The sequence below is a fragment of the Rhodococcus sp. MS16 genome, from assembly GCF_013277795.1.
Classification (GTDB): domain Bacteria; phylum Actinomycetota; class Actinomycetes; order Mycobacteriales; family Mycobacteriaceae; genus Rhodococcus_F; species Rhodococcus_F globerula.
This window is the reverse complement of the sequence record NZ_VBTM01000011.1, coordinates 224547-250320: the sequence shown is the minus strand read 5'-3', so window position 1 is coordinate 250320 and position 25774 is coordinate 224547. Positions and strand designations below refer to the sequence as shown.

The 25774-nt window shown below is 60.8% G+C and carries 23 protein-coding genes and 2 pseudogenes; 15 read left to right on the top strand and 10 right to left on the bottom strand.

The genetic code is table 11. The features are described from left to right. Positions 1-9: 9 nt before the first annotated feature. Positions 10-981 (bottom strand): alpha/beta hydrolase, encoded by a 972-nt coding sequence (locus FEZ60_RS23740; protein ID WP_033233752.1) that lies wholly within the window; start codon positions 979-981, stop codon positions 10-12. 92 nt (positions 982-1073) lie between these two features. Between FEZ60_RS23740 and FEZ60_RS23735 the strand changes: the two genes are divergently transcribed. The 3 genes from FEZ60_RS23735 (at position 1074) to FEZ60_RS23725 (ending at position 3524) form a co-directional block, all read left to right on the top strand. Further along, positions 1074-1667 carry a hypothetical protein gene (locus FEZ60_RS23735; RefSeq protein WP_116102464.1) on the top strand — a complete coding sequence of 198 codons (594 nt, stop codon included), beginning with the start codon at positions 1074-1076 and terminating at the stop codon, positions 1665-1667. 159 nt (positions 1668-1826) lie between these two features. Next, complete coding sequence (locus tag FEZ60_RS23730; protein ID WP_033233750.1) at positions 1827-2255, top strand: YciI family protein; 429 nt, start codon at positions 1827-1829, stop codon at positions 2253-2255. 3 nt (positions 2256-2258) lie between these two features. Beyond that, entirely contained in the window at positions 2259-3524 is a 1266-nt protein-coding gene (locus tag FEZ60_RS23725) for a sigma-70 family RNA polymerase sigma factor (RefSeq protein ID WP_172937137.1), read from the top strand. A gap of 14 nt (positions 3525-3538) precedes the next feature. On the opposite strand, the gene FEZ60_RS23720 is transcribed toward FEZ60_RS23725, so the two are convergent. Both FEZ60_RS23720 and FEZ60_RS23715 read right to left on the bottom strand, forming a co-directional pair. Beyond that, complete coding sequence (locus FEZ60_RS23720; protein WP_033233894.1) at positions 3539-4852, bottom strand: DUF3533 domain-containing protein; 1314 nt, start codon at positions 4850-4852, stop codon at positions 3539-3541. Between the two features lie 85 nt (positions 4853-4937). Continuing rightward, entirely contained in the window at positions 4938-5921 is a 984-nt protein-coding gene (locus tag FEZ60_RS23715) for an alpha/beta hydrolase (protein ID WP_116102469.1), read from the bottom strand. A 160-nt stretch (positions 5922-6081) separates the two neighbouring features. Between FEZ60_RS23715 and FEZ60_RS23710 the strand changes: the two are divergent. From FEZ60_RS23710 to FEZ60_RS23685, 6 genes and pseudogenes are all read left to right on the top strand, one after another. Next, positions 6082-6930 (top strand): annotated as a pseudogene (locus FEZ60_RS23710) (fumarylacetoacetate hydrolase family protein). 271 nt (positions 6931-7201) lie between these two features. Further along, positions 7202-8926, top strand: coding sequence for a bifunctional 3-(3-hydroxy-phenyl)propionate/3-hydroxycinnamic acid hydroxylase (locus tag FEZ60_RS23705; RefSeq protein ID WP_172937136.1), 1725 nt, complete (start codon positions 7202-7204; stop codon positions 8924-8926). 36 nt (positions 8927-8962) lie between these two features. Beyond that, on the top strand, positions 8963-9829 hold the full coding sequence (locus FEZ60_RS23700; protein WP_045065649.1) for an alpha/beta fold hydrolase: 867 nt from the start codon (positions 8963-8965) through the stop codon (positions 9827-9829). Beyond that, positions 9826-10770 (top strand): 3-carboxyethylcatechol 2,3-dioxygenase, encoded by a 945-nt coding sequence (locus FEZ60_RS23695; protein ID WP_172937135.1) that lies wholly within the window; start codon positions 9826-9828, stop codon positions 10768-10770. Before FEZ60_RS23700 ends, FEZ60_RS23695 begins: the two co-directional genes overlap by 4 nt. Positions 10771-10820: 50 nt before the next feature. After that, positions 10821-12182 (top strand): MFS transporter, encoded by a 1362-nt coding sequence (locus FEZ60_RS23690; protein ID WP_045065648.1) that lies wholly within the window; start codon positions 10821-10823, stop codon positions 12180-12182. A 47-nt stretch (positions 12183-12229) separates the two neighbouring features. Next, on the top strand, positions 12230-12928 hold the full coding sequence (locus tag FEZ60_RS23685) for a helix-turn-helix domain-containing protein (protein WP_346343401.1): 699 nt from the start codon (positions 12230-12232) through the stop codon (positions 12926-12928). Here FEZ60_RS23685 and FEZ60_RS23680 read toward each other — a convergent pair whose 3' ends face one another. Together FEZ60_RS23680 and FEZ60_RS23675 are read right to left on the bottom strand one after the other, a co-directional pair. After that, on the bottom strand, positions 12929-13219 hold the full coding sequence (locus FEZ60_RS23680; RefSeq protein WP_233366256.1) for a hypothetical protein: 291 nt from the start codon (positions 13217-13219) through the stop codon (positions 12929-12931). Between the two features lie 118 nt (positions 13220-13337). Continuing rightward, the gene (locus FEZ60_RS23675; RefSeq protein ID WP_172937133.1) at positions 13338-13964 is read right to left on the bottom strand and encodes a DUF5701 family protein; all 627 of its coding nucleotides are present in this window, start codon (positions 13962-13964) and stop codon (positions 13338-13340) included. Positions 13965-14134: 170 nt separating this feature from the next. Between FEZ60_RS23675 and FEZ60_RS23670 the strand changes: the two genes are divergently transcribed. From FEZ60_RS23670 to FEZ60_RS23660, 3 genes are read left to right on the top strand one after another with little or no spacing between them, the layout of a single operon-like run. Further along, the gene (locus FEZ60_RS23670) at positions 14135-15388 is read left to right on the top strand and encodes a M23 family metallopeptidase (protein WP_141486873.1); all 1254 of its coding nucleotides are present in this window, start codon (positions 14135-14137) and stop codon (positions 15386-15388) included. A gap of 1 nt (position 15389) precedes the next feature. Continuing rightward, positions 15390-16694, top strand: coding sequence for a diacylglycerol kinase family protein (locus FEZ60_RS23665; RefSeq protein ID WP_172937132.1), 1305 nt, complete (start codon positions 15390-15392; stop codon positions 16692-16694). A 52-nt stretch (positions 16695-16746) separates the two neighbouring features. After that, on the top strand, positions 16747-17421 hold the full coding sequence (locus tag FEZ60_RS23660; protein ID WP_141486871.1) for a YoaK family protein: 675 nt from the start codon (positions 16747-16749) through the stop codon (positions 17419-17421). Positions 17422-17761: 340 nt separating this feature from the next. Here FEZ60_RS23660 and FEZ60_RS32640 read toward each other — a convergent pair whose 3' ends face one another. Together FEZ60_RS32640 and FEZ60_RS32635 are read right to left on the bottom strand one after the other, a co-directional pair. Continuing rightward, entirely contained in the window at positions 17762-18271 is a 510-nt protein-coding gene (locus tag FEZ60_RS32640) for an O-acetyl-ADP-ribose deacetylase (protein WP_242484802.1), read from the bottom strand. 93 nt (positions 18272-18364) lie between these two features. After that, positions 18365-19240 (bottom strand): annotated as a pseudogene (locus FEZ60_RS32635) (ADP-ribosylglycohydrolase family protein); the annotation flags it as partial. A gap of 27 nt (positions 19241-19267) precedes the next feature. Between FEZ60_RS32635 and FEZ60_RS23650 the strand changes: the two are divergent. Genes FEZ60_RS23650 through FEZ60_RS23640 form a run of 3 tightly spaced genes read left to right on the top strand, consistent with a single transcriptional unit; the run spans position 19268 to position 21584 of the window. After that, positions 19268-19939 (top strand): NUDIX hydrolase, encoded by a 672-nt coding sequence (locus FEZ60_RS23650; protein WP_172937130.1) that lies wholly within the window; start codon positions 19268-19270, stop codon positions 19937-19939. Between the two features lie 51 nt (positions 19940-19990). After that, the gene (locus FEZ60_RS23645; protein ID WP_172937129.1) at positions 19991-21124 is read left to right on the top strand and encodes a dihydrodipicolinate reductase; all 1134 of its coding nucleotides are present in this window, start codon (positions 19991-19993) and stop codon (positions 21122-21124) included. Beyond that, complete coding sequence (locus tag FEZ60_RS23640) at positions 21105-21584, top strand: carboxymuconolactone decarboxylase family protein (RefSeq protein WP_045065637.1); 480 nt, start codon at positions 21105-21107, stop codon at positions 21582-21584. Before FEZ60_RS23645 ends, FEZ60_RS23640 begins: the two co-directional genes overlap by 20 nt. A gap of 1 nt (position 21585) precedes the next feature. Here FEZ60_RS23640 and FEZ60_RS23635 read toward each other — a convergent pair whose 3' ends face one another. The 3 genes from FEZ60_RS23635 to FEZ60_RS23625 are packed head-to-tail and all read right to left on the bottom strand — an operon-like array spanning position 21586 to position 25767. After that, the gene (locus FEZ60_RS23635) at positions 21586-22362 is read right to left on the bottom strand and encodes an SDR family NAD(P)-dependent oxidoreductase (RefSeq protein WP_045065635.1); all 777 of its coding nucleotides are present in this window, start codon (positions 22360-22362) and stop codon (positions 21586-21588) included. Between the two features lies 1 nt (position 22363). Beyond that, entirely contained in the window at positions 22364-24109 is a 1746-nt protein-coding gene (locus FEZ60_RS23630) for a hypothetical protein (protein WP_092804749.1), read from the bottom strand. Next, positions 24106-25767 carry an AMP-binding protein gene (locus tag FEZ60_RS23625; protein ID WP_172937128.1) on the bottom strand — a complete coding sequence of 554 codons (1662 nt, stop codon included), beginning with the start codon at positions 25765-25767 and terminating at the stop codon, positions 24106-24108. The genes FEZ60_RS23630 and FEZ60_RS23625 overlap by 4 nt, the downstream gene beginning before the upstream one ends. Between the last annotated feature and the right edge of the window lie 7 nt (positions 25768-25774).

Here is a 25774-nt window from a genome sequence, read left to right as displayed (position 1 = left end):
CTTGCAAAGCTACGAGACTGGTGACAACGCGCGCAAGCCTCGCTGCAGTGCGCTGAACGCCTCGGCGCTGCTTCGTTTGGTTACCTCTGCAGTTGTGACGAGACCAGAACCGTGAAAGGTGCCGGGAAAGGAGTGGAGTTCGACGCTGACACCCGCCTGGAGTAGGCGAAGGGCGTACTCGATTCCTTCGTCACGGAGTGGGTCGAGCTCCATAGTGCACAGGTAGGTCGGGGGCAATCCTCGGAGATCGGTGGCGCGGGCCGGAGCGGCGTAGATCGAGACGTTCGGATCTTCGGGCCCCGAATACGATTCGCCGAGGTAGTACTGCCACGAAAGGATCGCGTTTGGGCGGTTCCACAGCGGAGTGTCGACGAAGTTTGTCATCGACACCGTTGTCAGCCGGTCGTCGAGTTCTGGGATCTCGAGAAGTTGAAATGCGACGGGCACAACGCCTTCATCTCGGGCTTTCAGCACTGTTCCGGCGGCAAGTCCACCGCCGGCGCTCTGGCCACCGACGGCGATGCGGCTGGGATCGATTCCCAGTTCTTCGGCGTGTGCGTGGATGTAGGCGAGCGCGGCGTAGCAGTCGTTCACGGGGCCGGGGAAGGGGGTTTCCGGGGCGAGTCGGTACTCGACATTGGCGACGGCAAATCCGAGTTCTCGCGCAACCTCAACGCAAAATGGATCAGTGGATTCGGCTGTGCCGATGGCGAATCCGCCGCCGTGGATCCAGAGAAGTACGGGGATCGGACCTGTGGCGGCAGCCGGAGTGAAGAAGCGAATGGCGACCTCGGGATCGTCGTCGATTCCGGGAGCAGATAGTTCGCGAAGCGTGACTCCGTCGAACGACAGGTCAGCCAACATGGTGCCAATTAGGGACTCGAAGTTTGCCCGTGCAGCGGGTAGGTCGGCGAAGGTGACCTTTGGGAGCATAGTGACCGCTGCGGCGAGTTCGGGGTCGAGAGTGGGGAATGATGTCATGCACCCATCATCGAGTGCGGTGTGTCTCACGTCACCAGCGGCTTGTAGGGAATTGTCGGACCTTCATCCGACGCCCGTCGGATCATCCTAGGATGACGCTGGTGGGCACACTACATCTCGTGGTCGATTCGAGCGATTCGGAAGTCGGGGCCAGGATCGGTGGACGCCCGCCCCAGGTTTTTGACGGACAGCCGATTCTGCAGACGCACGAGTATCTTCTGACGCTTGCGGCACATACGGCGCCGTGGCTCGGTGACCGAGAGCTTTCGGTATTCGTCCGTCGCGGCTTCTCCATCGGCGACGACGACCTCGAATACCCGGGCATCGGGGTTCGGGCAGTATTGCATCCGCCGTCCGCTCGTAGTGCGGCATCAGCCGGAAGACATAGTGGGTTGGGGAGCGCCGCCTTGATTCAAGTTCCCGCAGACGACGAGGTGATGCCGTTGGTACTGATCGCGCCGCAACCGGTACTCATACAAAATGAACCGTCCTATGCCGATGCCGTCGAGGCGGACGGGCATCGCTTCCTGTTCCAGATCAATGAAGAGGGGTGGCCGGTGGTTGCCGAGCCGCAATCCGAGTTCGTGGAGGAATACCTGTTTGGCTACGGCTCAGTGTATTTCTACGGGAGCGCTGACGCGACCGGGCTCGCCAATGAAGTCGTGCCGGGATTTCTCGACTTCTGAGCTGCCCGACGACCCTTCTGCCGATACCGTGGGCAACGTATTCGACCGGCGGACTTGTCCTTCGAAAATTAGTTTCGGAAGTTTGTCGATCGGCGTCTTTGCCGTTCGACGTGTAGACAGAGGGACCGAATGAGCGGTCCACAAACGAAGGAGATTCCCATGAAGTACATGCTGATCATGCGGTCCACCGACGAAGCCATCGAAGCGTCGAAGGACATGGATTTCGACGAAATTATCGCCGCGATGGGCCAGTACAACGAGTCACTGATCAAGGCGGGAGTCCTCCTCGCAGGTGAGGGCCTGGCGATGGAGGAGGGATTCATCGTCGATTTCGAGTCCGATCCGCCGCTCGTGTCCGACGGTCCGTACGGCGAGACCAAGGAGCTGTTCTCGGGCTTCTGGATCCTTCAGACCTCCACCAAGGACGAGGCTCTGGAGTGGGCTAAGCGCTGTCCGCTTGGACCGGGCAGCAAGCTCGAGGTTCGCCGCGTTTCGGAGATGGAAGATTTCGACCAGAGCAACGAGTACATCCAGAAGGAAGCCGGCTGGCGTGAAGAATTGGGTACGGATCGCCCTGTCTCGAGCTGAGTCGTGACTGATGATGCGGTGAGGAACGCCGTCGATGCGGTGTGGCGCATTGACGGCGCGAAGATCGTCGCCGCACTCACTCGTACTGTCGGCGATTTGGATCTTGCCGAAGATGTTGCGGGGCAGGCACTCCTCGAAGCGATCGAGCAGTGGCCTGCCACGGGCATTCCCCGCAATCCGGCAGCATGGCTGACCTCCGTCGCCACGCGGCGCGCCATCGACGGGTGGCGTCGACGAGAACGCCTCGACGAGCGATACGCGCACTTTGCGCGTGAGCTCGAGAACGATGCGAATCGGTTCGACGAAGACGGTTGGGATCCGGATCGCATCGACGATGATGTTCTTCGGCTGATTTTCATGGCCTGTCATCCGGTCTTGAATCGAAAAGCTCAGGTGGCATTGACTCTTCGCGTGGTCGGAGGCTTGACGACGGAGGAAATCGCAAAGGCGTTTCTCGTGCCGACCGCAACGATGCAGCAGCGGATAGTTCGTGCGAAGAAGACCCTGACGGCGGCCAAGGTGGTCTTCGAAGTGCCTCCGCGGGATGAGTTCTCGAATCGGTTGAGCGCAGTTCTCGGTGTGCTGTATCTGATTTTCAACGAGGGCTATGCCGCCAGTTCGGGAACCGAGTGGATGCGGACCGACCTCAGTAGTGAAGCATTGCGGCTGACGAGAATTCTTGCGGAACTTGTTCCGCGGGAACCGGAAGCACACGGGCTGGTTGCGTTGATGGAGCTGTCGGCATCACGATTTGGCGCACGCACCACCGCCGACGGTGAACCGATATTGCTGTCGGATCAGGATCGGGCGCGGTGGGATCGGACCCAGATCACCCGCGGTCTGGTTGCTTTGGCGAGGGCGGACGACGTCGGTCGGGGTCGAGGGCCTTACGGACTGCAGGCCGGGATTGCCGAATGTCATGCACGAGCAGCAACTTTCGAGGACACCGACTGGAAGAAGATCGTGCTGCTGTACGAGGCGCTGCAACAGCTTGCCCCATCGCCGGTCGTGGATCTCAACCATGCTGCAGCGGTATCGATGGCATACGGTCCGGCGCCTGCTCTCGAGTTCGTCGACAAGCTTGTTGCTTCCGGCGAACTCGCCGGATATCACCTGCTGCCCAGTGTTCGGGGTGAGTTGCTCGGCAAGCTCGGGCGAACCGAGGAGGCCCGCACCGAACTGCTCGAGGCTGCTCGTTTGGCAGGAAACGAACGTGAGAAGGCGGTGCTCATCGCCAAGGCGGACGCACTTCGTGACCGGCAAACCTGAGCGCGGGAACTGCTTCAGGCTGTTTTTGCGCGATGGGTTCGTTCGTAGCCTTTCCGATCGTAGAGGCGTGTGACAACAAATCCGAGCACCAGTCCGATTGCCAGGCCGAGCAACGTCATCCAGATTGCGTGGGTCAGGCCGGCGTCGCCGTGGGCGCCGAAGAACAGGATTGCGCGGGTGCCCATGTAGATCTGGTGCATCGGTTCGAACTGCGCAAGCCAGGAGTAGAGGCCGGGGCTTGCTTCGAGCGGAATCGTGCCACCGGACGATGGCAGGGCGAGGATGACAAAGACGAACAGGTTGATCAGCATGCCGAGCGAGCCGAACGCCGCCATCACCGACATGGCGGTGACTCCGACCGCGATGATCACGAGGGTGCCGTATGCCCACAAGGCAAAGCCTTGTGTGACAGGCATTCCGAGGGTGCGGCTGATCAACTGGAACAGTCCGGACACCACACCGGACAGCACGATCATGAAGCCCCATTTTATGAGAAGTGTTTGAAATCTATTGATCCCGACTACGTCGTTCTGTACGAACAGGGGACCGAACTCGGTGGGTGCGTAGCCGAGCATTCCGTCTACCAGGGAATTGACGACTGTCGCTCCGGTGAATCCGGCGAGGACCAGCAGTAGGGCGAAATAGAAAGCGACAAGACCGAATCCTGTACCGTCGGGAAGCGGATCATGCGCGACCGTAAGAACATTCACCGGATTTTCGAGGAGAAGTCGACTGGCGCCGGACAGCTGCATTCCGGTACCACCTGCCTGCAATTGTTGTGTGACAAGCGTGGTGAGTTGCTCACCCATGTTCTTGTTGACCGGCTCCAGGGCAGTTGTCCCGATCGACTGCACCAGCGACGCGGAGATGGAACCGGCTCGTGGATTGGTGTAGATGGTGATGATCGGTTGTTGCACCTCTGTGGCGGCGACGCTTCCCTGCGCCAGAGCTATTGTCTGCTGGGTGAAGTCGCGGGGGATGACGATGGAGCCGTAGAGCGTCCCGGAGCTGAGTCGTGATTGCGATTCGATGAGACTGAGCTGCTGTAAGTCGATTTTCTCGGGATCGATCCCGTTTTCGAGCGCGGCGGCGATGTCGTTTCCGAAGTTCTCGACTGCAGCGGGATCGCTTCCGGGCAAGGTACCGCCGACATCTTCGTTCACCAGAGCGATCGGGAACTCGTCCAGATGCTTCTTGGGGTCGAGGATTCCGCCCATATACAGCGCAGCGAGCGCCGACATCAGCAACAGCACAACGATCACCGGTGCCAGCCAGAATCGCGGTGTGTGCAGAACTGAACGGGCGGATGGCGTGTCGTGTGTGCTCATCGTCAGTCGACCGGCTTTCTCGTGCACGGACAGTGTGTGACTGAGCGTAGAGGCAAAGGTGTGGTGCTGCCGTCCTTGACGTTCTTCAGGAAAACCACTGATCCGGATTTGTTCGAGCAGCATCAACAACTTCGTCGATTGCATCGGTCGTGAGTGCGGGCTGCTCGGTGTGGACGTAGTGGCCGGCATCGGTGTCCAGATCGAGGTGTGCGTGTAGACGTTCGGCCAGAGCCTGCTGTCCGGCAATGTGGGCCGCGAATATCGTCGGACCGAAATCGACAGGTATCCCTGGTGGCAATTCACCTGCAGCCGAGAGTGGTTCGAGGTCGAACGGTTGATCGGAGACAAGGATCCCAACGGGCATCGGAGGGGGATCGCCTGCGTCGCGTAGTGATTGGAAGCTGGGTTCCAAATTGCTCTTCTCCTGGTTGTACGGTTCGAGATCAGGAGAGTAATTGCTGTTGAGCGTGAGCCACCACTGCTGCTCTTGTGGAGTCAGGCCGTCGTAGAGAAGTTCGGTGAGGGTATCCACGAGGACCAGACCGTCGACGTCGGTCGGATAGGTGTCGGCATAGAGCCGAGCGATCAAGCCACCCCAGGAGTGGGCGACCAGGACGTAGGGGCCGGGAACGTCGGCCGCACTCAGCAAAGCGTGAAGGTCGCGCATTCCGTCTTCGGCGGTGGTGGGCTGGGGGACAGGAGTGGAGCGGCTTGCGTCTACTTGCTCGCCGGTGATGGTGACAGTTCCGGGGCGGTCGTAAGCGCACACCCGGGTCGTCTCGGCTACGCCGTCGAAAACTGCAGTTTCGGTCGGATTCGGATCTGCGACGGTTTTCCAGATATCTGCGCGATCGGTTCGACCGGACACGAACACCACGGTGGGCGATCCGGTCCCCTTACACGTCAAATACATGCTGCGGCCGTCACCGATGTCCACCAGTCCAGCGAAGTCGCCGTTTCCAGGAGTACCAGTAGCTGTACTGACATCCGTACTGGGCGAATCCGAGCATCCGCCCAAGAACAATGTGCAAGCTGCAAGTGACGCCACGATTCGCGAGTTGAGTTTCATGGTGTTGCTCCTCCCGGCCGGCAGGGTGCGCAAGGTCAGGGGTACCCAAGCTGTGGGCTGTCTAATTGCCGACTTGTCGGGAGCTGTACTTGAGATCGCCGTTAGGTTCGGGAAATGTGCGCCTCGGCGTTTGTCACTATTCTTCGAAAGGTAGTTCGCTATGCGTATTTACAACTTATCGGGCCGGGCTTGTCTTGGAATGGACGCCGGTGCTGTTGATATCGAAATTGCCAGCAACGGGACCTTCTCCTCCGACGTGCAAAGCCTCTACTCGCGGTGGGATGAGTTCACGCACTGGGCGAGTGAGTTCGAGGGCGCTCCTGGAGTGAAGATCGACAACTCGGCGTTGGGAAGCCCGGTGCCGTTGCCGCCACAGATCTTTGCGATCGGCTTGAACTACCGGGACCATGCAGTGGAGTCCGGCCTGGAGATCCCCGAGATACCGGTGGTATTCGGGAAGTTTCCGGCGTCGGTGACCGGTCCACGCGGCAAGATTCTGTTGCCGGAGGGCGCTGTCGATTTCGAGACCGAACTTGTCGCGGTGATCGGCAGGCGGGCGGAGAACGTGAGTGCCGCGGATGCATGAGGTCATGTAGCAGGACTGACCGTGGGCCAGGATCTGTCCGAACGGCACACACAATGGCGAGGTACCGCGCCGCAGCAGTTCGGTCTGGCGAAGTCGTTCCCAGGTTTCAGTCCGATGGGGCCGGTCTTGCTCTCACCCGATGAATTCGAGAATCCGAATGATCTCGAGCTGGGATGCTCGATCAACGGCACCTTGATGCAGAAGAGTCGCACCAGCGACATGATTTTCACGATTCCGGAAGTTATCGAGTACCTGTCCCGCATCGTGCCTCTTCTGCCGGGCGACGCGATCTTCACCGGTACGCCGGCAGGTGTCGGCTTCAGCCGCAACCCGAAGGTGCTGCTCGGAGCGGGTGACACGCTGACGACATACGTGGAAGGTATCGGCGAGATGCGGCATACCTTCGATCTCAGGGTCGTCTAGAGGCTTCAGATCTGCGCAATGGCCGCGCCGGAGGTGAACAACCTCCGGCGCGGCCATTTTGTGTCTCGGGCACATGAAGAAGGCCGGCAAACCATGCTCTAGCTGCAGTTTTGATGCCGCGCCATTCTGTCTGAGCGATCCCATCGGGCACCAAATGCGGCCCCGGTCACAAAAGCTCATTGACGTACCCCGCTTCGTGGTTTCTAATAGACGCATCGTGCATATAGTGCGCTAGGGCACGCGATAGTTGCATTAGCGCAGATAGGAAGCCATGAAAACCACTCAGGACACCGAAGTACTCATCGTCGGCGCCGGTCCCGCCGGCCTGATGTTGGCGAACATCCTCGGCATGTACGGCAAGCAGGTCACCGTGCTCGAGGCCATGGATACGCTGATCGACTACCCGCGTGGTGTGGGACTCGACGACGAGTCGTTCCGCACCATTCAGACGGTGGGCCTGGTGGATGCGATCCGTCCGCACACAAATCCGCAGCACATCATGCGTCTGGTCAACGGTGCCGGAAAGGTCATGCTGGTCAACAACCCGCAGACCGTGGAATTCGGCTGGGAACGTAAGCACGGCTTCATCCAGCCGGAAGCCGACAAGGCGCTGTATGAGGGACTGTCCCGGTTCGGGAACGTTCAGGTGTTGTTCGGTCATCGCGTCGAGAACGTCGAAGAAGACGGCCAGTCGGTTACCGCTATCGCGTTGGTTTCTCGCCCCGACGGAACCATCGAAGAGCGGCGATTCAGTGCGCAGTACCTGGTGGGGTGTGAAGGTGGTAAGTCTCCGACCCGCAAGCGTCTCGGTGTCAGCTTCGAGGGTGAATCACCTTCTACACGTTGGCTTGTCGTGGACGTCAACAACGATCCGCTGGGAACCCCCAACGTGTTCCTGGGTGCCGATCCGAAGCGTCCGTACGTGTCCATCGGTCTACCCCACGCGGTTCGGCGCTGGGAATTCATGCTGCACGACGACGAAACCGAAGAGCAGGTCACGGACCCCGACTACGTGAATGCTCTTCTGGCAGATCATGTTCCCAACCCGGCGGAACTGGATTTCATTCGACGACGCGTCTTCACCCATCACGGCCGCGTCGCTTCCGACTTCCGCAAGGGCCGCCAATTGATCGCGGGCGACGCCGCGCACCTGATGCCGGTGTGGATGGGTCAGGGCTGGAATTCGGGTATGCGCGACGCAACCAACCTTGGGTGGAAGTTGGCCGCCGTACTTTCCGGTCAGGCGGACGACGCACTGCTCGATACCTATACGTCGGAGCGCAAGGATCACGCCCAGGCAATGGTGGATCTGTCGCTGACGTTCGGACGGCTCATCAAGATCACCAATCCGGTCGGTGCTGTTCTCCGCGACGCTGCGTCGTCGGTACTCAATCTCTTCCCTCAGGTCAAGAGCTACTTCGCGGACATGCGCTTCAAGCCGATGCCGCGCTACACCAGGGGAGTGCTGGCCGACCCGAACACTCGGGAATCGGGAAGTGCAGCAGCGAAACTCACGAGCAAGCTCGTCCCGGTGCTGACCGCCAACGTCAAGAACTCACCGGTTGGCGTCCAGTTCCCACAGCCGCGTGTGAACTCGCGGGATGCGTCGGACCAACTGCTCGACGACGCGATCGGCAACTGGTGGTCCGTGATCGTGTGGGGCAACAGCCCCAAGGACGTGCTCCCGCAGTCCTCGCTCGACAAGTTGTCTCTACTCGGTGCCCGCCTTGTTGCGGTAGTTCCGGAGACCCAGCGCGAATGGGCTCAGAAGCACATGGATCCGGACGTTATGGTTCTCGGCGATCACACCGGCCGACTCAAGAAGTGGTTCGACGACCGTCCCACTCCCTTGGTCTTCCTTCGCCCTGACCGTTTTGTTGCCGGCGCCTGCCTGACGCAGCATGCCCCGGAGACGTTGGACGCGATCCTGGCCGCAATGAAATTCACTCCGGCCGGCGCTGTCGCGGACGCGGTCGCAGTGCCGGTCGCGCTCTAACCATCCGCCACACACACTTACGAGAAAGCCAGATATATGACTACAACCGAGATTCCCGCGTACATCACCGACGATTTCTTCGGCCTCGAAGACAAGTGGATCGAGACCGCAGACGGCGAACTCACCCACTACCACGAACTGGGCGAAGGTACCCCGATCCTGTTCCTGCACGGTTCGGGCACCGGCGTCACCGCCGCCGCCAACTGGTGGCTCAATCTTCCGGTTCTCAGTGAGCAGGGGCGTTGCATCGCAATCGATTCCATCGGCTACGGGCAGAGCGTTGTTGCTCCGAACACCGAGTACGGAATCAAGGAATGGGTTCGCCACGCGGTGCGCGTTCTCGACGCCCTCGGCATCGAGAAGACGTGGATTGTCGGAAACTCCCTCGGCGGTTGGCTTGCATTCCAGTTTGCCATCGATTTCCCGGAACGCCTTCTGGGAATCGTGTCGATGGGCACGGGCGGCGCAAAGTTGACGGGCGCGCTGGCCGGTCACTCCAACCCGAACCTGACCGAAGCGGGGATTCGCAAGACCCTCGAACTCTTTGTTGTCGACAAGTCGCTTGTCACTGACGAATTGGTGTCCCTGCGCTACCAATCCGCGCTCAACGATACGGCCTCGGATCGCCTCGCCGAGGTGGTCGCAGCCCGAGACCGTGACCGCACCGAACTACCGCTCGATTTCGATGTGCTCTCCCGCTTGGATGTTCCGGTTCTGCTGATCCACGGTGTCCAGGACGTGGTGATCCCCGTCTCGCGTACCTGGGAGTTACTCAACGTCATCCCGAATGCCGACGTGCATATCTTCAGCCAGTGTGGCCACTGGTCACAGGTCGAGCGGGCAGAAGAGTTCAATACCGTTATCACGCAGTATCTTTCCGCTCGGGGTGTGAGCCGGTCATGAAGCAGGCTTTGCTGTGCATGTCGCACAGCCCACTGTTGCACCACCTCGACCCGCCGGCCGATGTCAAAGCATCGGTGGAAGCAGCGTTCGACCAGGCCCGCGCATTTGTTCACAATTTTGATCCCGATGTGATCGTGAACTTCGGACCCGATCACTACAACGGATTCTTCTACGATCTGATGCCGCCGTTCTGCATCGGCTACAAGGCAAAGGGCAGTGGCGATTACGACTCGTTTGCCGGTGAACTGAACGTGCCGGAAGCTATGGCCGAGGACTTGGCGCAGTTCGTGATGGATCAGGGGCTCGACATTGCGATTTCACGTCAGATGGAGGTCGATCACGGTGCGGTGCAACCGATGGAGATCATCTACGGAGACGTAGCGTCCAAACCGCTGATCCCAGTCTTCGTCAATTCGGTGGCCAGGCCGTTCGTGAAGGTTGCCCGCGTGCGTAAGTTCGGCGAGGCCGTCGGCGCGTATTTCAAGAATTCCGACAAGAAGGTGCTGTTCATCGGTTCCGGTGGGCTGTCACATGATCCGCCGGTTCCGCAGATCGCCACCGCCGACGAGGCTCAGCGCAAGATGCTGACCGACGGCCGGAATCCGACGCCGCAGGCGCGTGCGGCCAGGCAACAGCGAGTCATCGACACGGCCGTCAAGTTCGCGGCGGACGAGGCCGACATCATGGATCTGAATCCGGAGTGGGACAGAGGATTTCTCGACGTGTGCGCGTCCGGGCAGATCGAGGATTTCGATCGCTACACCGCAGACGACATGGATGCGGTAGCCGGGCACTCCTCGCATGAGGTGCGCAACTGGGTGGCTGCCTACTCTGCCCTACGGGCCTGCGGTGAATACGAGATCGCCTACGAGTTCTACCGGCCGATCAAGGAATACATCTCCGGCTTTGCCGTCACGACCGCGATTCTGCGGGATATCTGATTCTTGCTACTCGGGGGAAGCCCCCTCCCATCTTATGAAAGTAGACCTCGATGGATGTTCGTGAAGCGATTCGGACGCAACCGATGCGCCGATATCAGATTTCGACAATCGCGATCTGTCTGATCCTCAGCATGATCGACGGTTTCGAGATCCTGGTCATGGCGTTCGTAGCGCCTCACCTCGGAAAGTCCTGGGACATCAGCTCCGTCGAGATCGGCTACCTGCTCAGCGCCGGCATCATCGGCACGGCTCTCGGTGCAATTTTCATCTCCCCATTGGCGGACAAGATAGGTAGGCGCCGGCTTGCGATCTGGTGCCTGGTCGGCATCACTGTCGGAATGGCGTTGTCTGCCTGCGCTGTCAACGTTCCCCAGCTCATCGCGTTCCGTGCGTTTGCGGGCCTGGGAATCGGTGGGCTGGTCGCGAACCTGAATGTTCTTGTATCGGAGTTCAGTTCGGACAAGCGTCGTGGCACCGCATTGGGAATCTATGGTGTCGGCTACCCGCTCGGTGGAGCCGTGGGTGGCGCGATTTCCGGCGTCCTGATTTCCGTGTTCGACTGGCGGTCGGCGTTCATCTTCGGCACGATCATCACCGCAATCATGCTGGTTGTCGTGATCAAGACCCTGCCGGAATCCATCGAGTTCCTCATCGAGAAGCGGCCGGTCGGGGCACTGGAGCGGTACAACGAGATCGCGGATCGGCTCGGCTACGAGCAGTCGTCGGAACTGCCCGTTCCGATTCGAAAGACCGAACGTGTGGTGCGTGACGGCCTTTTCAAGGGAATCATGCTGCGTCGCACGGTTTTCCTCTGGCTCGGGTACTCATGCTTGATCGCGTCGTTCTACTTCGCCAATACCTGGACACCGAAGTTGCTGTCCGATGCAACGGGTGATTCGAACATGGGCGTCACTGCCGGTGTGCTCGTCAACGTCGGTGGTGTCATCGGATCGATCATTTTTGCGGGCCTGTCGATCGTGTTGCGGCCGCGAGTTGTGACAGTTCTCTTGATGTTCGGTGGAGTATTTGCGTTCATCGGTTATGCCTCCGGATTCCACATCGTCGCCCTGGCTTTGACGCTCGCGGTACTGGTCGGCATTTTTGCCAATGGCGGCATCACCGGTTTCTACGCGATCAGCCCGCCCATCTACCCGGCGGCAGCCCGGGGCACCGGTGTGGGCTGGATGATCGGGTGCGGTCGCACGGTCTCGATTATCGCTCCGATTCTGACCGGCTACCTGCTCGATGGTGGCTGGACTCCGAAGAGCGTCTACATGATGTTCGGTGGGGTGTTGGTGATCGCCGGAATCGCGACGTTGCTTCTCGACGCGACCTACCGCGGCCGCAGTGAGAATCCGGAGACTCCGGAGGCGAGACGGGAAGAGGACCTGGCCGCCGCAGCCACTGCTTGAGGATGTGCCGATCCGGCGTCAAGCCCCGAGAGAATAGAGTCAAGGGCGTGGCTTCAGAATCGAATGGGTCGTCCGGCAAACAACCGGGCTCGCAAACGCTGGCGAGGGGATTGCAGGCCCTCGAATTGGTTGCCACCACTCCCGATGGAATGACAATTCAGGAAGTTGCCGATGCCCTGGGTGTTCACCGGACCATTGCGTCGCGGTTGCTCACCACTGTGGCTGAATTCCGGCTCATCAAGCGCGGTGCGGACGGCAAGTACCGGGCCGGGGGTGGATTGGCGGCGCTCGCTCGGGACTTGTACGCCGGCCTTCGGGACGAGGCGACACCGTTGTTGCGTCGGCTCGCGAATTCCTTGGGCGCGAGTGTTGCGCTGTTTGTCGCGGAGGGCTCCGAAGCGGTGGCCGTCGCCGTCGTCGAGCCGAAGAATGCTCGGTACTGGGTGTCGTTCCGTGAGGGTGGTCGCCACCCTATCGACCGCGGCGCCGCCGGCTATGCGTTGTTGGCCGGGCAGCCGCCCGTCCCCGGGGAATCGAGTCGAGTCACCGATGCCCGCCGGGACGGCTACGTCGTCAGTTACGGCGAAGTCGAGCCGGGATACTGGGGTCTCGGCGTGCCGTTGACCCAGCCGGCCAATGAGCCGGCCGGTTGCCTGACGTTGATTACCGCGTCCGAGGATCTGGCCCGCGGCGCAGTGCGCGAACTGATGGAGGCTGCTGAAAAGATCAGCGGCACAACACACTAGCTACAAGTGCGGCAGTATTCCCACGAAGAACGATGCGCTCAGGGCAAGCCCGATGATGCCGGTGATCAGGCCGACGACGGCATCTCCCGGCAGCGTGCTACTCGGATCCCGGCCAAGGCGGCGCAAGGTGAACACTCCCATGACGATGGCGCCCGCACCGAGCACGATGCCGACGCCGAAAGCCCAGAACACGAGTACCGACAGGGCGCCGAGCATCTCCGATCTTTCGCCCCAGCGCGCAGTGCGTTGCGCCGGCGTCGGTGGTGGCCACTGCAGCGATGAGGCCGACATTGCTGTCCCGAAGCGATGGGTGCGGTTACGAAGAGACTGGTCACTGAGAAACATCATGTACTCCACTGGACTGGGTAGGCGAGCAGTCGGTACTGCTGTCTACCCGGTCTCCGTGGATCTATGCGTTGATCGGAATTCGGGTGTTCGCTGACGCAAATCCCAACCAGGTGTGGCGGTTGCCGGCCCAGCACCAGCCGACCTTGGGGGCGTTGCGATTGTCCTTACCGTCGCGCCCGGTCCCGTTGCTGATCCACAGCGCGGGGGTACGCGTATCCAGTGCGCCGTTGGGTTTGCGCAAGCGTGAGCCGATGGTCATGAAGCAATGGCCACGTTCGAGAACGTCCGGGCATTGGAGCAGCCAGTGGATACCCTCGGTGAGCGTCAACGGCGTGCGCCCGGCTTCGAGGATTGCGGGTAGCGCTTCGTCCGGACTCCAGTTGGACATTGCGTCGCCTCGGTCGAGGTCCTCGAGTAGATACACGGGATTGTCCGGGGGCACTGCGTGCTCGGTGGGAGTGAACTGATCTACATCGGTCATGTCGGTGACAACAAAGCCGTGTTTGCCCTGGCGTTCGAGAAGGTGGGCCAACGATGAAGCGGGAGCGTACTTTTCGTGGATGGTGAGCAGAGAGTTCTCGGCGCGGGACGTTGCTGCTGCACGTATCGCAGTGGGGGAGATCCCGGCGATGTCGCCGATACCGAGAGCTATGAGTCGTTCAGCCTGCTGATCTAGAGGTGGGAGCACGGTCCCCGATGGTAGCGAATCTTGCGTCACCTCGAGAAAATGCCGTCAAGACGAATAAATGAAGTCCTAGTGGGTATGCATAAATGCGCTTATCCAAGGATTGAATTCGATACGGTAAATATCGAGCGCATTTATCGCAACCGGGCTGGTTCAGGTCTAACATTCCTGAAATGGCAAGTCCGAGTGGAAAGAACAGCATTGCATTAGTTTTTCTTGCCGCGGCGATGGTTGTCTCGTGCTCCACGACGCAGAATTCACAGACGACTCCTTCGGATTCTTCGCTCACTTCTGCTCCCGGCTCCAACTCAGCCGAACCAGTGCTCACCCCGTTGACTGCCGCTACCCTTGCCGCTCCGATTCCGGTAACCGCCACTGACGGAGAGGTACACCTCGCGTACGAGCTGTTCCTCACGAATACCCTCGCGCAGCCGCTTACCTTGCGGAGTATCGAGCCGGTGTCGAACGGAGTTCCGTTGCAGAGTTCGATTTCCGACGGGCTTCTGCCGTGGATCAGGGTATTCGGCGCTACGAGGCCGACGGAGACTCTGGGCCCCGGTCAATCGGGCTTGGCCTGGATAGACGTGACGGTACCGTCCAGCTCAGAGGTTCCCGAGGTTGTCGAACATCGAATTTCGGTGGCGGTGGCCACCCCGAATCCGCCGCTTCTCCCGGCAGAGATGACGGAGATCGTGGCTCGGACCACGGTATCGACACAGTCTGCGGTAGTGATCGATCCGCCGCTGAACGGTGAGAACTGGTTGAACGGAAACGGTTGTTGTGGTCTAACAGCTCACCGTGGTGCCGTCAGTCCCCTCAACGGACAGCTTTTTGCTCCGGAGCGATTTGCCATCGACTACGTTCAACTGACGTCCGAGGGAAAGATGTTCAATGGAGATCGGACGTCCGTCAACAGTTATCCCTACTACGGCAGCGATGTTTTTGCCGTAGCGGAGGGCAAGATTGTTTCGATGGTGAATGACCTTCCGGAACAGACTCCTGGCGCTGATCCCGTCGGGCTCACGCTCGATCAATTCGGTGGTAATCATGTTGTTCAGGATCTCGGAAACGGTCGATATGCCTTCTACGCTCACCTGCAGAGAGGAAGTATCCCGCTCGAGGTCGGTGACAAGCTGACGGCGGGTCAATCGTTGGGCAAGTTGGGTAACTCCGGTAACACCGACGCCCCGCATCTGCATTTCCACATCATGGACGGACCGAATCCTCTGGCGTCGAACGGACTTCCGTTCGAGATACGTTCTTTCGATCTGACAAACCGAATCGTGAACCAGGACAACCTCGATTCGGTCACGGATTCCGGTGCCGCGGCGCAGTTCGCAACGGGCGTGGACACCGGTCGGCGCAGCAATCAGATGCCGCTCACGCTTGATGTCATGACATACGACGTAGTTGAACAGGGGAGCTGACATGGCAACGAGCAAGCAACGATGGTTGGCCAGGGCGGCAGTGGTCGCGGCATTCGCAGCAGTGGTGGTTCTGCTGGTCTTTGCCGGCTTGAAGACGCTGATGTTGTTGATCATGGGCGTCGGAGCTGTGGTGGTGAGTGTGGTTGCCGCGTACTGGTTTCTCACCAGTCGCGGGTTTGTACGCTGGTTCGCTCTGGCAATCGGGGTGTTGACGCCGATAGTGGTGCTCGTCTTTCTGATCCGGGCGAATCTGCTTGCAGTGGTGTTGGTGACGATCGGTTTGTTGATTGTGGCCGCGTTGTGCGCTCGGGCCGCTCTGCAAGACGATGAGTCGGGTTCTCCTGTCCCGGAACATCCTTCGAGCCCTGCAGATCGGCCCTTCTTCGTGATGAACCCAAATTCGGGCGGCGGGAAGGTCGGAAAATTCGGTTTGATCGACAAGGCTCGAGAATTGGGTGCCGAGGTATACGTTCTCGACCCCGCCCACCCGGTTGACGTGGCAGACGTGGCGCGTAAGGCCGTCGACAACGGGGCTGATCTACTCGGTGTCGCGGGAGGCGACGGAACACAGGCCTTGGTGGCGGCGGTCGCCGCCGAACATGGGTTGCCCTATCTGGTGATCAGCGCAGGTACACGCAATCATTTTGCCGCAGATCTCGGGTTGGATCTCCAAGATCCGTCGCGCTGCCTTGACGCTTTGAATGACGGCGTCGACATCTACGTCGATCTGGGGACTGTGGGTGATCGACCGTTTGTGAACAACGCGTCGTTCGGCGCGTATGCCGAAGTGGTGCAGAATCCGTCGTATCGCGATGCCAAGACCAGTACGGTCGTGCGGATGCTCCCGGATGTCCTGGCGGAGCAGCAGGGCGCAAAATTTGTCGTGCACGTTCAGGACCGCGTCATCGAGTCACCACAAGCGGTGTTGGTCAGCAACGGCCCGTATGAGACGGATGACCTTGCCGGACTCGGGCAACGGCCGCGGCTGGACCTGGGAACACTCGGCGTTGTCGCGCTGTCGGTCAACAGCCCGCGGCAGGCCCTCGGGTTGCTTCGCCGCGCACATCGGCGGGGACTGACGCAAGCCACGGCATTAGAGGTGATCGTCGACGCCGATCGGCCGGAGATTCCTGTCGGCGTCGATGGTGAAGCATTGGTCTTCCCGGTCCCCGTGCGATGCGAGGTCCGGCCCGCTGCGCTTCGGGTTCGGGTTCCACGCAACCGTCCGGGGGTGACGCGTCCGCGGCGGAAAGTAGATCTGGTGAGATTGCGTCAACTGGCAGGATTCACAGCGCTCGACGCATAACCTGTCCGGTTGCGACTGCATGGTTCATGGTCGACTGTGACAGGCTTTTCGGGTGACGGGATACAGCAGATCACTCATCGGTTTGGCGATAGCGCTTGCCGGGCTGGCCGGATACGTCGACGCGATCGGCTTCATCGTTCTCAGCGGACAGTTCGTATCGTTCATGAGCGGCAATATGACTCAGATGAGCGTCTCGATCGCCGACGGATTGTGGGCCGCCGCCCGAGTGCCCGCGGCCGTGATTGTGCTCTTCCTGCTCGGTATCGCGCTCGGCACGGTGATCACGTATGTCACGGAACGCTATTCGGTTCGGACACGCAAGGTTACCGTGCTATCGGTGGTGACCGCATTGTTGGTACTGGGGGCGATACTGGGTAGCTTCGGCATCATTCCCGGTGCGGTCACCGCTATGGCTTTGTCCATGGGCGCGGTCAATTCGGTGTTCCAGCGTGACGGCGAGGTAACCATCGGCGTCACTTACATGACGGGTGCCCTGGTGAAAATGGGCCAACGTTTGACGGGCGCATTCCTGGGCGGCCCGCGGTGGGCGTGGCTGCAACACTTCGGAATGTGTGCGGGTCTGATCGGCGGTGCAGTCCTGGGAGCGCTTGCACATCGGTGGATCGGCACTCACGCCCTCTGGCCGGCAGCGGGAACTGCTGCCGCCCTGACGGCTGTGGCATGGCGCGTGACGCCCCTACGCGGAAACAGATCCTCGGTTTCCTGACACTCCGACGCGCAGTGCCCCACACGCTTCGAACATCGCATCTCTTCCGGTGTGGCCAACGCCGACGGTGTTGACGTTGTGAATTGCCCAGGTTTGATGTGATTCGGAGCGCGATCGCGGGTTTCAGGTGAGTGACAACACATTGCACGTAACCCTAAGTTACATATACTTGTTTTCAGAAAAGTGTTTCCGCTCGAGTCCGAACGAGGTGCGCATCATGGGTGTCGTAGTCATATCGCTGCTCGTCGCCGCTGTGCTGACAGCACTGGCCACCAGTGACGGTGCGGGTCTGGACTTCGGGAGTCGGCAGTTGAACCGCCGGATGAGGGTTCGCTAGCCGCTACTCGAGTGCTCGCCGCAGTACATCCGCCGACGGCTTGTCGTAGGCAACGAGAATGACGTTGTCCACAGCGGTATGCGCTGAGTGAATCGCCGCAACTGCCTGTTTTGCAGCGTCTTCCTTGGGCCAGCCGTAGACGCCCGAAGAGATCAGCGGGAAGGCGACGGTCTGGGCGCCAAGGGAATCGGCCACGGCCAGGCTTTGCGTGTACGCCGATCGTAGCTGCGCCGACCGATCCTGCGAACGTGAGTATCGCGGGCCGACGGTGTGGATCACGTTGCGTGCTTTCATCTTTCCTGCTGTGGTGGCTACGGCTGAGCCCACCGGCAAGCCGTCGGGCAGGCTGGAGGCGCGCAGAGCTTTGCATTCTTCGAGGATTTCCGGGCCACCGGCGCGGTGAATGGCGCCGTCGACGCCCCCACCGCCGAGGAGAGCGGTGTTGGCGGCGTTGACTATTGCGTCGACGTCCAGGGTGGTGATGTCACCTTCGACGACGGAGATGGTGGGCATCGCTTCTCCTGTGGTGTTGAGTGCAAGACGAATCAAGTCGGTGGAGGTATACCCCGGCCACCCGTGCATGATGCGGCGCCACCGCTCCGGTATCGCCGACGCTCCCCAGCGGGCGCCGAGTAGGCCACCGGCGATTGCGGCAGTCGTGTCGGTGTCGCCGCCGGCTCGGACCGCGGCTTCGAGCGCGTGCTGCAGATGTTCGGTGTTGCTGCTGTCGGTGGAAGTTATTGCCCACCATGCCGTCTGGAGTGCGTGAACCACCCAGCCGTTCTTGGAGAAGTCTCGCGGGCTGCCATTTTCGGCCTGGTCGAGCAGTGGTCCCCAATAATCGACCACCTCCTGATCGGCGACGGTCAGGTAGTCGCGGACACCGTCGAAGTTTCCGTGGATCACTGCGTGGCGGATGGCATGGGTCCATATCTGACAGGCTTGGCCGGCCTGCGGATCGTCATGCGTGAGTGCGCCGATCTTCCACGCGGCATCGACAGCACCTTTGGGGTCGTCAAGGTAAGCCAGCGCAACTGGCGCGGTGCGCATAAGCGAACCGTTGCCGCCCTTGAGTCCGCTGACCGCCTTCGCACGAGTCGCCATATCCGCTGCGTTGGGAGAGCGGGCGGAGAGTACGGCCCGGGTCTGATTGCCGATATCTTCGGGTTTCGAGTCGTACCACCGAATGAACTGTGCTGCAACGGCATCCAGGCCCTCGGTGCTGGCAAGATCGATCCCGGTTGCGGCGACTTCGGCGATGGCTACGGTCATCGAGGTATCGTCCGTCCACTCACCCGGCGCCCACTTGAACGGGCCGCCGCCGATCATGTCGATGACAACCTCGGCCTTCGGATACGTGAACTCGTATCCGGCGCCCAGTGCGTCGCCGGCTGCCGTGCCGAGCAGTACCCCTGCCGCGCGATCGGCCTGTAGTGCGTTCAGCCTCACATCAACCCCTTTGCTCAACTTTGCGCTAAACATAGATCATGATTGAGCTAATATGCAACAGTGAATGAATGGACAGACGCGAGTGGCAAATCGTTAACCGACTACCCGCGGCCGTCGGTCGCTGTCGACGTCGCCGTTCTGACCTATTCGGACGCTGCCCTCAAAGTGCTTGTAGTCGAGCATCGGCTGGGCAAGTTCGCTTTGCCTGGCACCTTTCTCCATGAGCGCGAATTACTCACTGCCGCAGCAGATCGGGCCTTGCACTCCAAAGCGGGAATGGTAGATGCGGAGTTCCATCAACTGGCAATTCTCGACAACCCGAATCGCGACGACAGAGGATGGGTCTTGTCGGTTGCGCACGCAGCCGCGCTGCCGGAAGGTGACTTGCCGGTTGACGCGATCCTCCTCGATGCCTACGGTGCCCTGGACCTGGCTTTCGACCACACCGAGATAGTCGGATTGGCAGTTGCCGACCTCCGAAGCCGGTTTGCCGAAGCCGTCGACCCGGCCGATCTCCTCGGCGACACGTTCACCGTCCCCCAACTGCGGCAACTCTATGAGGTGGTGTTCGATCGTGAATTGCAGAAGGACAGCTTCCGGCGTCATGTTGTCGACGCGCTGGTCAGTACCGGGGAATACGTGAGGGCTACTACGGGCAGACCGGCCGAGACGTATCGGCGCAGCCCCGGCGCGACTCTCCCGCCGAAAGCCCTGGTTTTCCTCACCGGGTAGATTCGCGCATTCGGCCGTGACAACTACCCCGGAATGGGTACTGTCCGAATTATGGATGACCGCGACATCGAGGCGAAGATCCGGACGGTTGTGTGGGGGACGGGAAACGTCGGCCGTGCCTCGATTCGGGCCGTCGCCGCCAATCCGGCGCTCGAACTCTGCGCAGTCGTAGTCGCAAATCCCGACAAGGTCGGCCGAGATGCGGGAGACCTCGCGCAACTCGGCTACCGGTTGGGTGTGGTTGCCACCGATGATGCCGATGCCGTTCTTGCCACTGTTCCCGACGCCGTCGTCTACGCAGCTTCGGGTGAGATCCGGCCGGACGATGCCACCGCGGACATCATGCGCGCGCTACACGGCGGCGCTGTCGTGGTGACGCCCTCGGTCTACGCCCTGTATGACCACCGTTCGGCGCCGCCCGAAGTGCGGGATCCCGTCCTGGCCGCAGCCAAGGCCGGCGGCGGCGCGCTGTTCGTCTCCGGCGTCGATCCTGGGTGGGGAAACGACATTCTGCCGGTGATGATCACGGGCCTGTCCGGAACTATCGACCAGATTCGGTGTCAGGAGATTTTCGACTACACGACGTACGACCAGCCGGATTCGGTGCGCTACCTCGTCGGTATGGGTCAGCCGATGGAGTACGACCCGCCCATGGTTGCGTCAGGTGTCCCAACGATGGTGTGGGGAGGACAGATTCGGCTCATCGCACGTGCGTTGGGCGTCGAACTCGACGGCATCAGTGAGACCCTGCTGCGCCGGGCTCTCGACGAGACGGTGACCACCGAGCACATGGGTGATTTTTCCGCCGGAACCCAGGGCGGTTTGCGATTCGAAGTTCAGGGAATTGTCGACGGCAAACCGTTGATCGTCATCGAACACGTCACCCGGATTCACCCGTCGTGTGCTCCTGACTGGCCGTGTCCTCCGGGCGATGGGGACGGGGTGCACAAGGTCATCATCGAAGGCCGCCCACGAATTGAGATCAACGTCGAGGCCACCGACGAGGGTGGAAATCGCGCGGCCGGTGGAAATGCCACTGCTGTAGGGCGTCTCGTCAATGCGATCCCGTGGTTGCGGGCCGCCGAACCTGGCTTGTACGACGCGCTCGACGTCCCACTCACCCCAGGCGTCGGCAAACTCGGCGCCGATACCTGGAGGACCGAATATGAACATCGACATCCCTGAGGGCAAGAATCCGATCGGCTACGTGTGGGGTGAGATGGTTCCGGGCATCGGTCCCGCCGCAGCCGCGTTCTCCCAAAAGGTGTATTCCGACACCACTCTCGGTCTGCGAGAGTTCGAGGCCGCTCGGCTGCGTATCGCTCAGATCAACGGTTGTATCTTCTGCCAGGACTGGCGAACCGAACGTGACGGTGCAACTGTCGAGTCCGATTTTGCGCAGTCCGTCACCGACTGGCGAACCACCGATGCTTTTGACGACAGGACACGGCTGGCCGCCGAATACGCGGAGCGGTACGCACTCGATCATCACGGACTGGACGACGAGTTCTGGGAACGCATGACTGCCCACTACTCTCAGGCCGAAATCGTGGAACTGAGCATGTGCCTCGGATCGTGGTTGGCCTTCGGCCGGCTCAACCACGTCCTCGGCCTCGACACGCAGTGCGTGCTGCCCGGAAACTGATTCAGTTACCGAGTTTTGTCAGATCCGGGTAGTTCGACACTTCCCAACCGCCGTCGACCACCAGTGATGTTCCGGTGATGTAGGTGGCGTCGTCGCTCGCGAGATACAGGCAGGGAGCGGCAATCTCTTCGGGAGTTGCCGCTCGGGCCATGGGGATTCGATCCAGGAACATGTCGCGAGCGGGTTCGTAACCCATCACCGGCGCGACCAGTGGGGTGTCGACCAGACCGGGGAGAACCGCGTTGACACGGATTCCCGACGCCGCGAGTTCGATCGCGGCATTCTTGCTGAACATCTCGACACCGGCTTTGCCGGTGGCGTATGCACTTCCGTACGGGCTCGGAATATGGGCGTTGAGTGAGGAGACATTGACGATCGCTCCACCCCTTCCGTGCTCACGGATATGGCGCGCTTCGTGTTTGGTGCAGAGGAACACACCCTTCTGCACCAAATCGATGGTGAAGTCCCAATCCGCTTCGTCGAGGTCGACGATCTGTCCCACCCTCGACGCTCCGGCAACGTTGAATGCGATGTCGATCCCACCGAATTCCGCTGCCGCAGCGGCAATGGCCTCGGCGACATCGGACTCCTTGGTCACATCGGCCGGTGCGGCGAGGAAGGAACCGTCGTGTTGGGCCGCGATCTCCTTCAGTGCGCCCTCGGAGATATCGATGCCTGCGACGCGCGCGCCTTCGCTGATGAGGCGCAATGCAATCGCCGCGCCGATCCCCGAGGCTGCGCCGGTGACGACCGCGGTCTTGCCGGCAAATCTGGACATGTTAATGGGCACCTGCTTTCAAGAATTTTCCGGTTCGGCGGTTGCCGAGAACCGGTGCTGCTTCGCCCTCGCCGAATACGTACTCGCCGCCGACGAATACGGCGGTTACGGTCTCGTCGTTACGATTGACCATGCGAGAGAGGTTGTCGTACTCCACAACCGGACTCTCGGCGTAAGCCTCGAGCGAATCGTCGAGATGAGCGGGATCGATAACGACAAGGTCGGCGCGGTCACCCAATCGAAGGTGCCCCGCATCGACGTCGTACCACTCGGCAAGTTCGCCGGTGAGACGATGTACTGCTGCCTCGACCGTCATGAAGGGCCGGCCGATCTTCTGGGCGTCGTACACGCGGCGAAGTAGTCGTAGGCCGAAGTTGTAGAACGCCATGTTGCGCAAATGTGCTCCGGCGTCCGAGAATCCGAGTTGTACGCCGTTGTCCTGAGCGAACTTGTCCAGTATCTCGGGGCGGTGGTTGGAAATTGTTGTGCGCCAACGAACCTTGGTTCCGTGCTCGAGCACCAGATCCAGGAACGCGTCGACCGGGTGGATGCTGCCACGCTCGACGCCGACCTGGCCGAAGGTCTTACCCACCAAAGAATCGTCTGGGCAGGAAACGATTTCGGCATCGAAGAAGTCGCGGTGCCACACCTTGACGCCGAACTTCTGGTCGTAGTCCTTGCGGAATTGTCGACGGTACTCCTCGCTCTGCATCAGAACGTTGCGTTCCATCTCGTCGGTCAGATGCAGTGCCGCAGCCCCGGATCCGAACTCCTCGAAGACAACCAGATCGATTCCGTCGGCATACACCTCGAAGGGCACAGGCAGATGCTGCCAGCGCAGGTCACCGCCGAGTCGATTGACCAGATGCGCCAGCGGTCCGAGAATTGCCACGGCAAACTTGTTCGACTTGATGTCTGCTGCCGAGAGCATGCTCGTTTTGAGTCGCTTACGCCAGAGGCCCACGCTGGTGAATGCCATGGCACCGGTGCTCACTGGGTTGGTGGGGTCTGGTCCGGCCTGAAATACCCGACCCCGGCGACGCAGGATCGCGTTGAGTCGGCGTCGTTCCTTCGTGGTTGCATACGTCGACGGCAGGGTGCGTGAGCGGCAGGTTTCACCGTCGAGTTTGTCGAACAGCAGTTGCTGGCCGGACATTCCGACGAAGCCGGCGTCAAGAGCCTCGGTCAAATGCGCTTCCATCGACGCGAGTTCGGCATCACTGGGATGCACGTCCTTCCGCGTTGCACGGTCCAACCCCATTTCGGCAGCTCGCATGTCGGAGTGCCCGATGAAGGCTGCCACATTGGGGCCCAACGGAAGTGACTCGAGTGCGGCGATGTACTCGCGCGCGGAGTTCCAGGTCTTGGCCCTCGTGAGTGCTTCGACGACGTGTTTGCGTGGGATTGCTTCGACGCGTCCGAAGAGATCGCCTGCATCGGACGGGCTGGCGTGAATGGTGGACAGCGAACACGACCCGACAAAGATCGACGTGACGCCGTGCCGCAGGGATTCGCTCAGCGCCGGCCCTTCCAGGATCTCGACGTCGTAGTGCGTGTGAATGTCCACGATTCCCGGGATCACCCACTTTCGACGGGCGTCGATGACCCGGGGGCAATCGGTTTCGTCGAGGGGGTCGAGCGAGATAGCGGTGACTCGGCCGTCCCGGATTCCCAGGTTGCGGATTGCCGGTTTGGCTCCGGTGCCGTCGAACCACAGTCCGTTGTTGATCACGGCGTCGTAGGTCATGCGATAACCACCTTTGCACGTATGGTTTTTCCGGTTGCGTTGCGGGGCAGAGGAGTTGTGCTCAGTTGCCACTTCACCGGCACCTTGAAGTAAGCGAGCCGTTCGGCGACATAGCTGCGTAGTTCCTCTTCCGTCGCGGCGCCTTCGTCACGCAGAACGACGACGGCAGCAACTTCCTGGCCCAGGTCTGCAGAATCAAAGCCGATCACGGCGCATTCGAGCACAGCGGGATGCTCGTCGAGGCACTGTTCGATCTCGAGGGGATAGATGTTTTCGCCGCCGCGCAGGATCAGGTCGGATCTGCGCCCGGTGAGTCGAAGGCGACCGTCTTCGAGAACTCCGAAGTCGCCGGTCCTGAGCCAGCGGTCGGGGGCGATAGCGGCTGCGGTGGCCGCGTCGTCGTTCCAATATCCCAACATCACATAGGGACTGCGCGCACAGATTTCACCTTCCTCCCCGTCGGGAACCGCAACACCGAAGGGGTCGCGAACCTCCACGCTCACACCGATGATCGGCCGGCCGAGAGTTCCGGGAAATGCAGCAAGTTCCGGGGGCGTCGCAACCGAAATTCCGGTCGAGGATTCGGTGAGGCCGTAACTGTCCACCAGAGCGTGCTGCGCAAAAGGCAGTTGTGCCCGTAGGCGTTCCTGCAGGGCCGGAGACGACGGCGCTGAAGCCAATGCAAACGCGCTCAATGACGTCAGGTCGTACTTCTCGAGATTGCCGTGTTCGAGCAGACGGCTTGCCATGGTGGGGACGACCGCCCAGTTGGTGACCTTCTCGCGCTGGACGAGAGAGAGAACTTCGTCGACGTCGAAGGCGCCCTGATGAATGACCACGGCGCCGCCCGTGGCCAGTCGAGGGACCGCCAGATTGTGCAGGCTTGCGATGTGGAACAGCGGCGCGGTCAACAGATAACGCAAGTCGCTCGGTCGTCCGTCGGTGGGTTGCCCGGTGAAGGCTGCAGCGAGACGGTCGCTGTAGCGGTGGTAATCGATGACCGCCAACACATTTCGGTGGGTGTGAACAGCTCCTTTGGGGCGTCCGCTGGTTCCACTCGTGTACAGGATGACGGCCGGATCGTCCTCGTCGACCGTGGTACGGGGAAGCGGTGATCCGGAGAACTTCTCGATCAGGGCCGGCAAATCCTCTTCCATGGTGAGCACCGGAATATCGGTGCCCAACCCGGAAAGAATCTGCGCGCGCTTGGCATCGGCGATCACCACGGTCGGTGTGGTGTGTTCGATGCCGTACTTCACCTCACGTGCCACCCACCACGAGTTGAAACCGACGGCGATGGCTCCGAGCGCCTGGGCTGCCCAGAACGTGATCACCCATTCCGGTGTGTTGGCGGCAAGAATGCCCACACGATCGCCCTTGCCGACGCCGAACTGTTCGCGCAGCGCAGTGGCTAGAGCGGCAACGGCAGCACCATGTTCGAGGTAGCTGAAGCGTCGGTCCTTGGTCACCAGGTAGTCGCGTGAACCGTAGTCGACAGACGCTGCGAGTACGTCTCCCAGCGACTTGTCACGGTTCTTCATGACGGGCATCGAACTACCGAGAACGTCTTCGACGCTCATTTCGAAAGGCCCACCGGGGCCGGTCAGGCCTGCCATGACGGACGCGATGTATGCCTGTGTATCAGCGGGAGTGGTCACGTGAAGC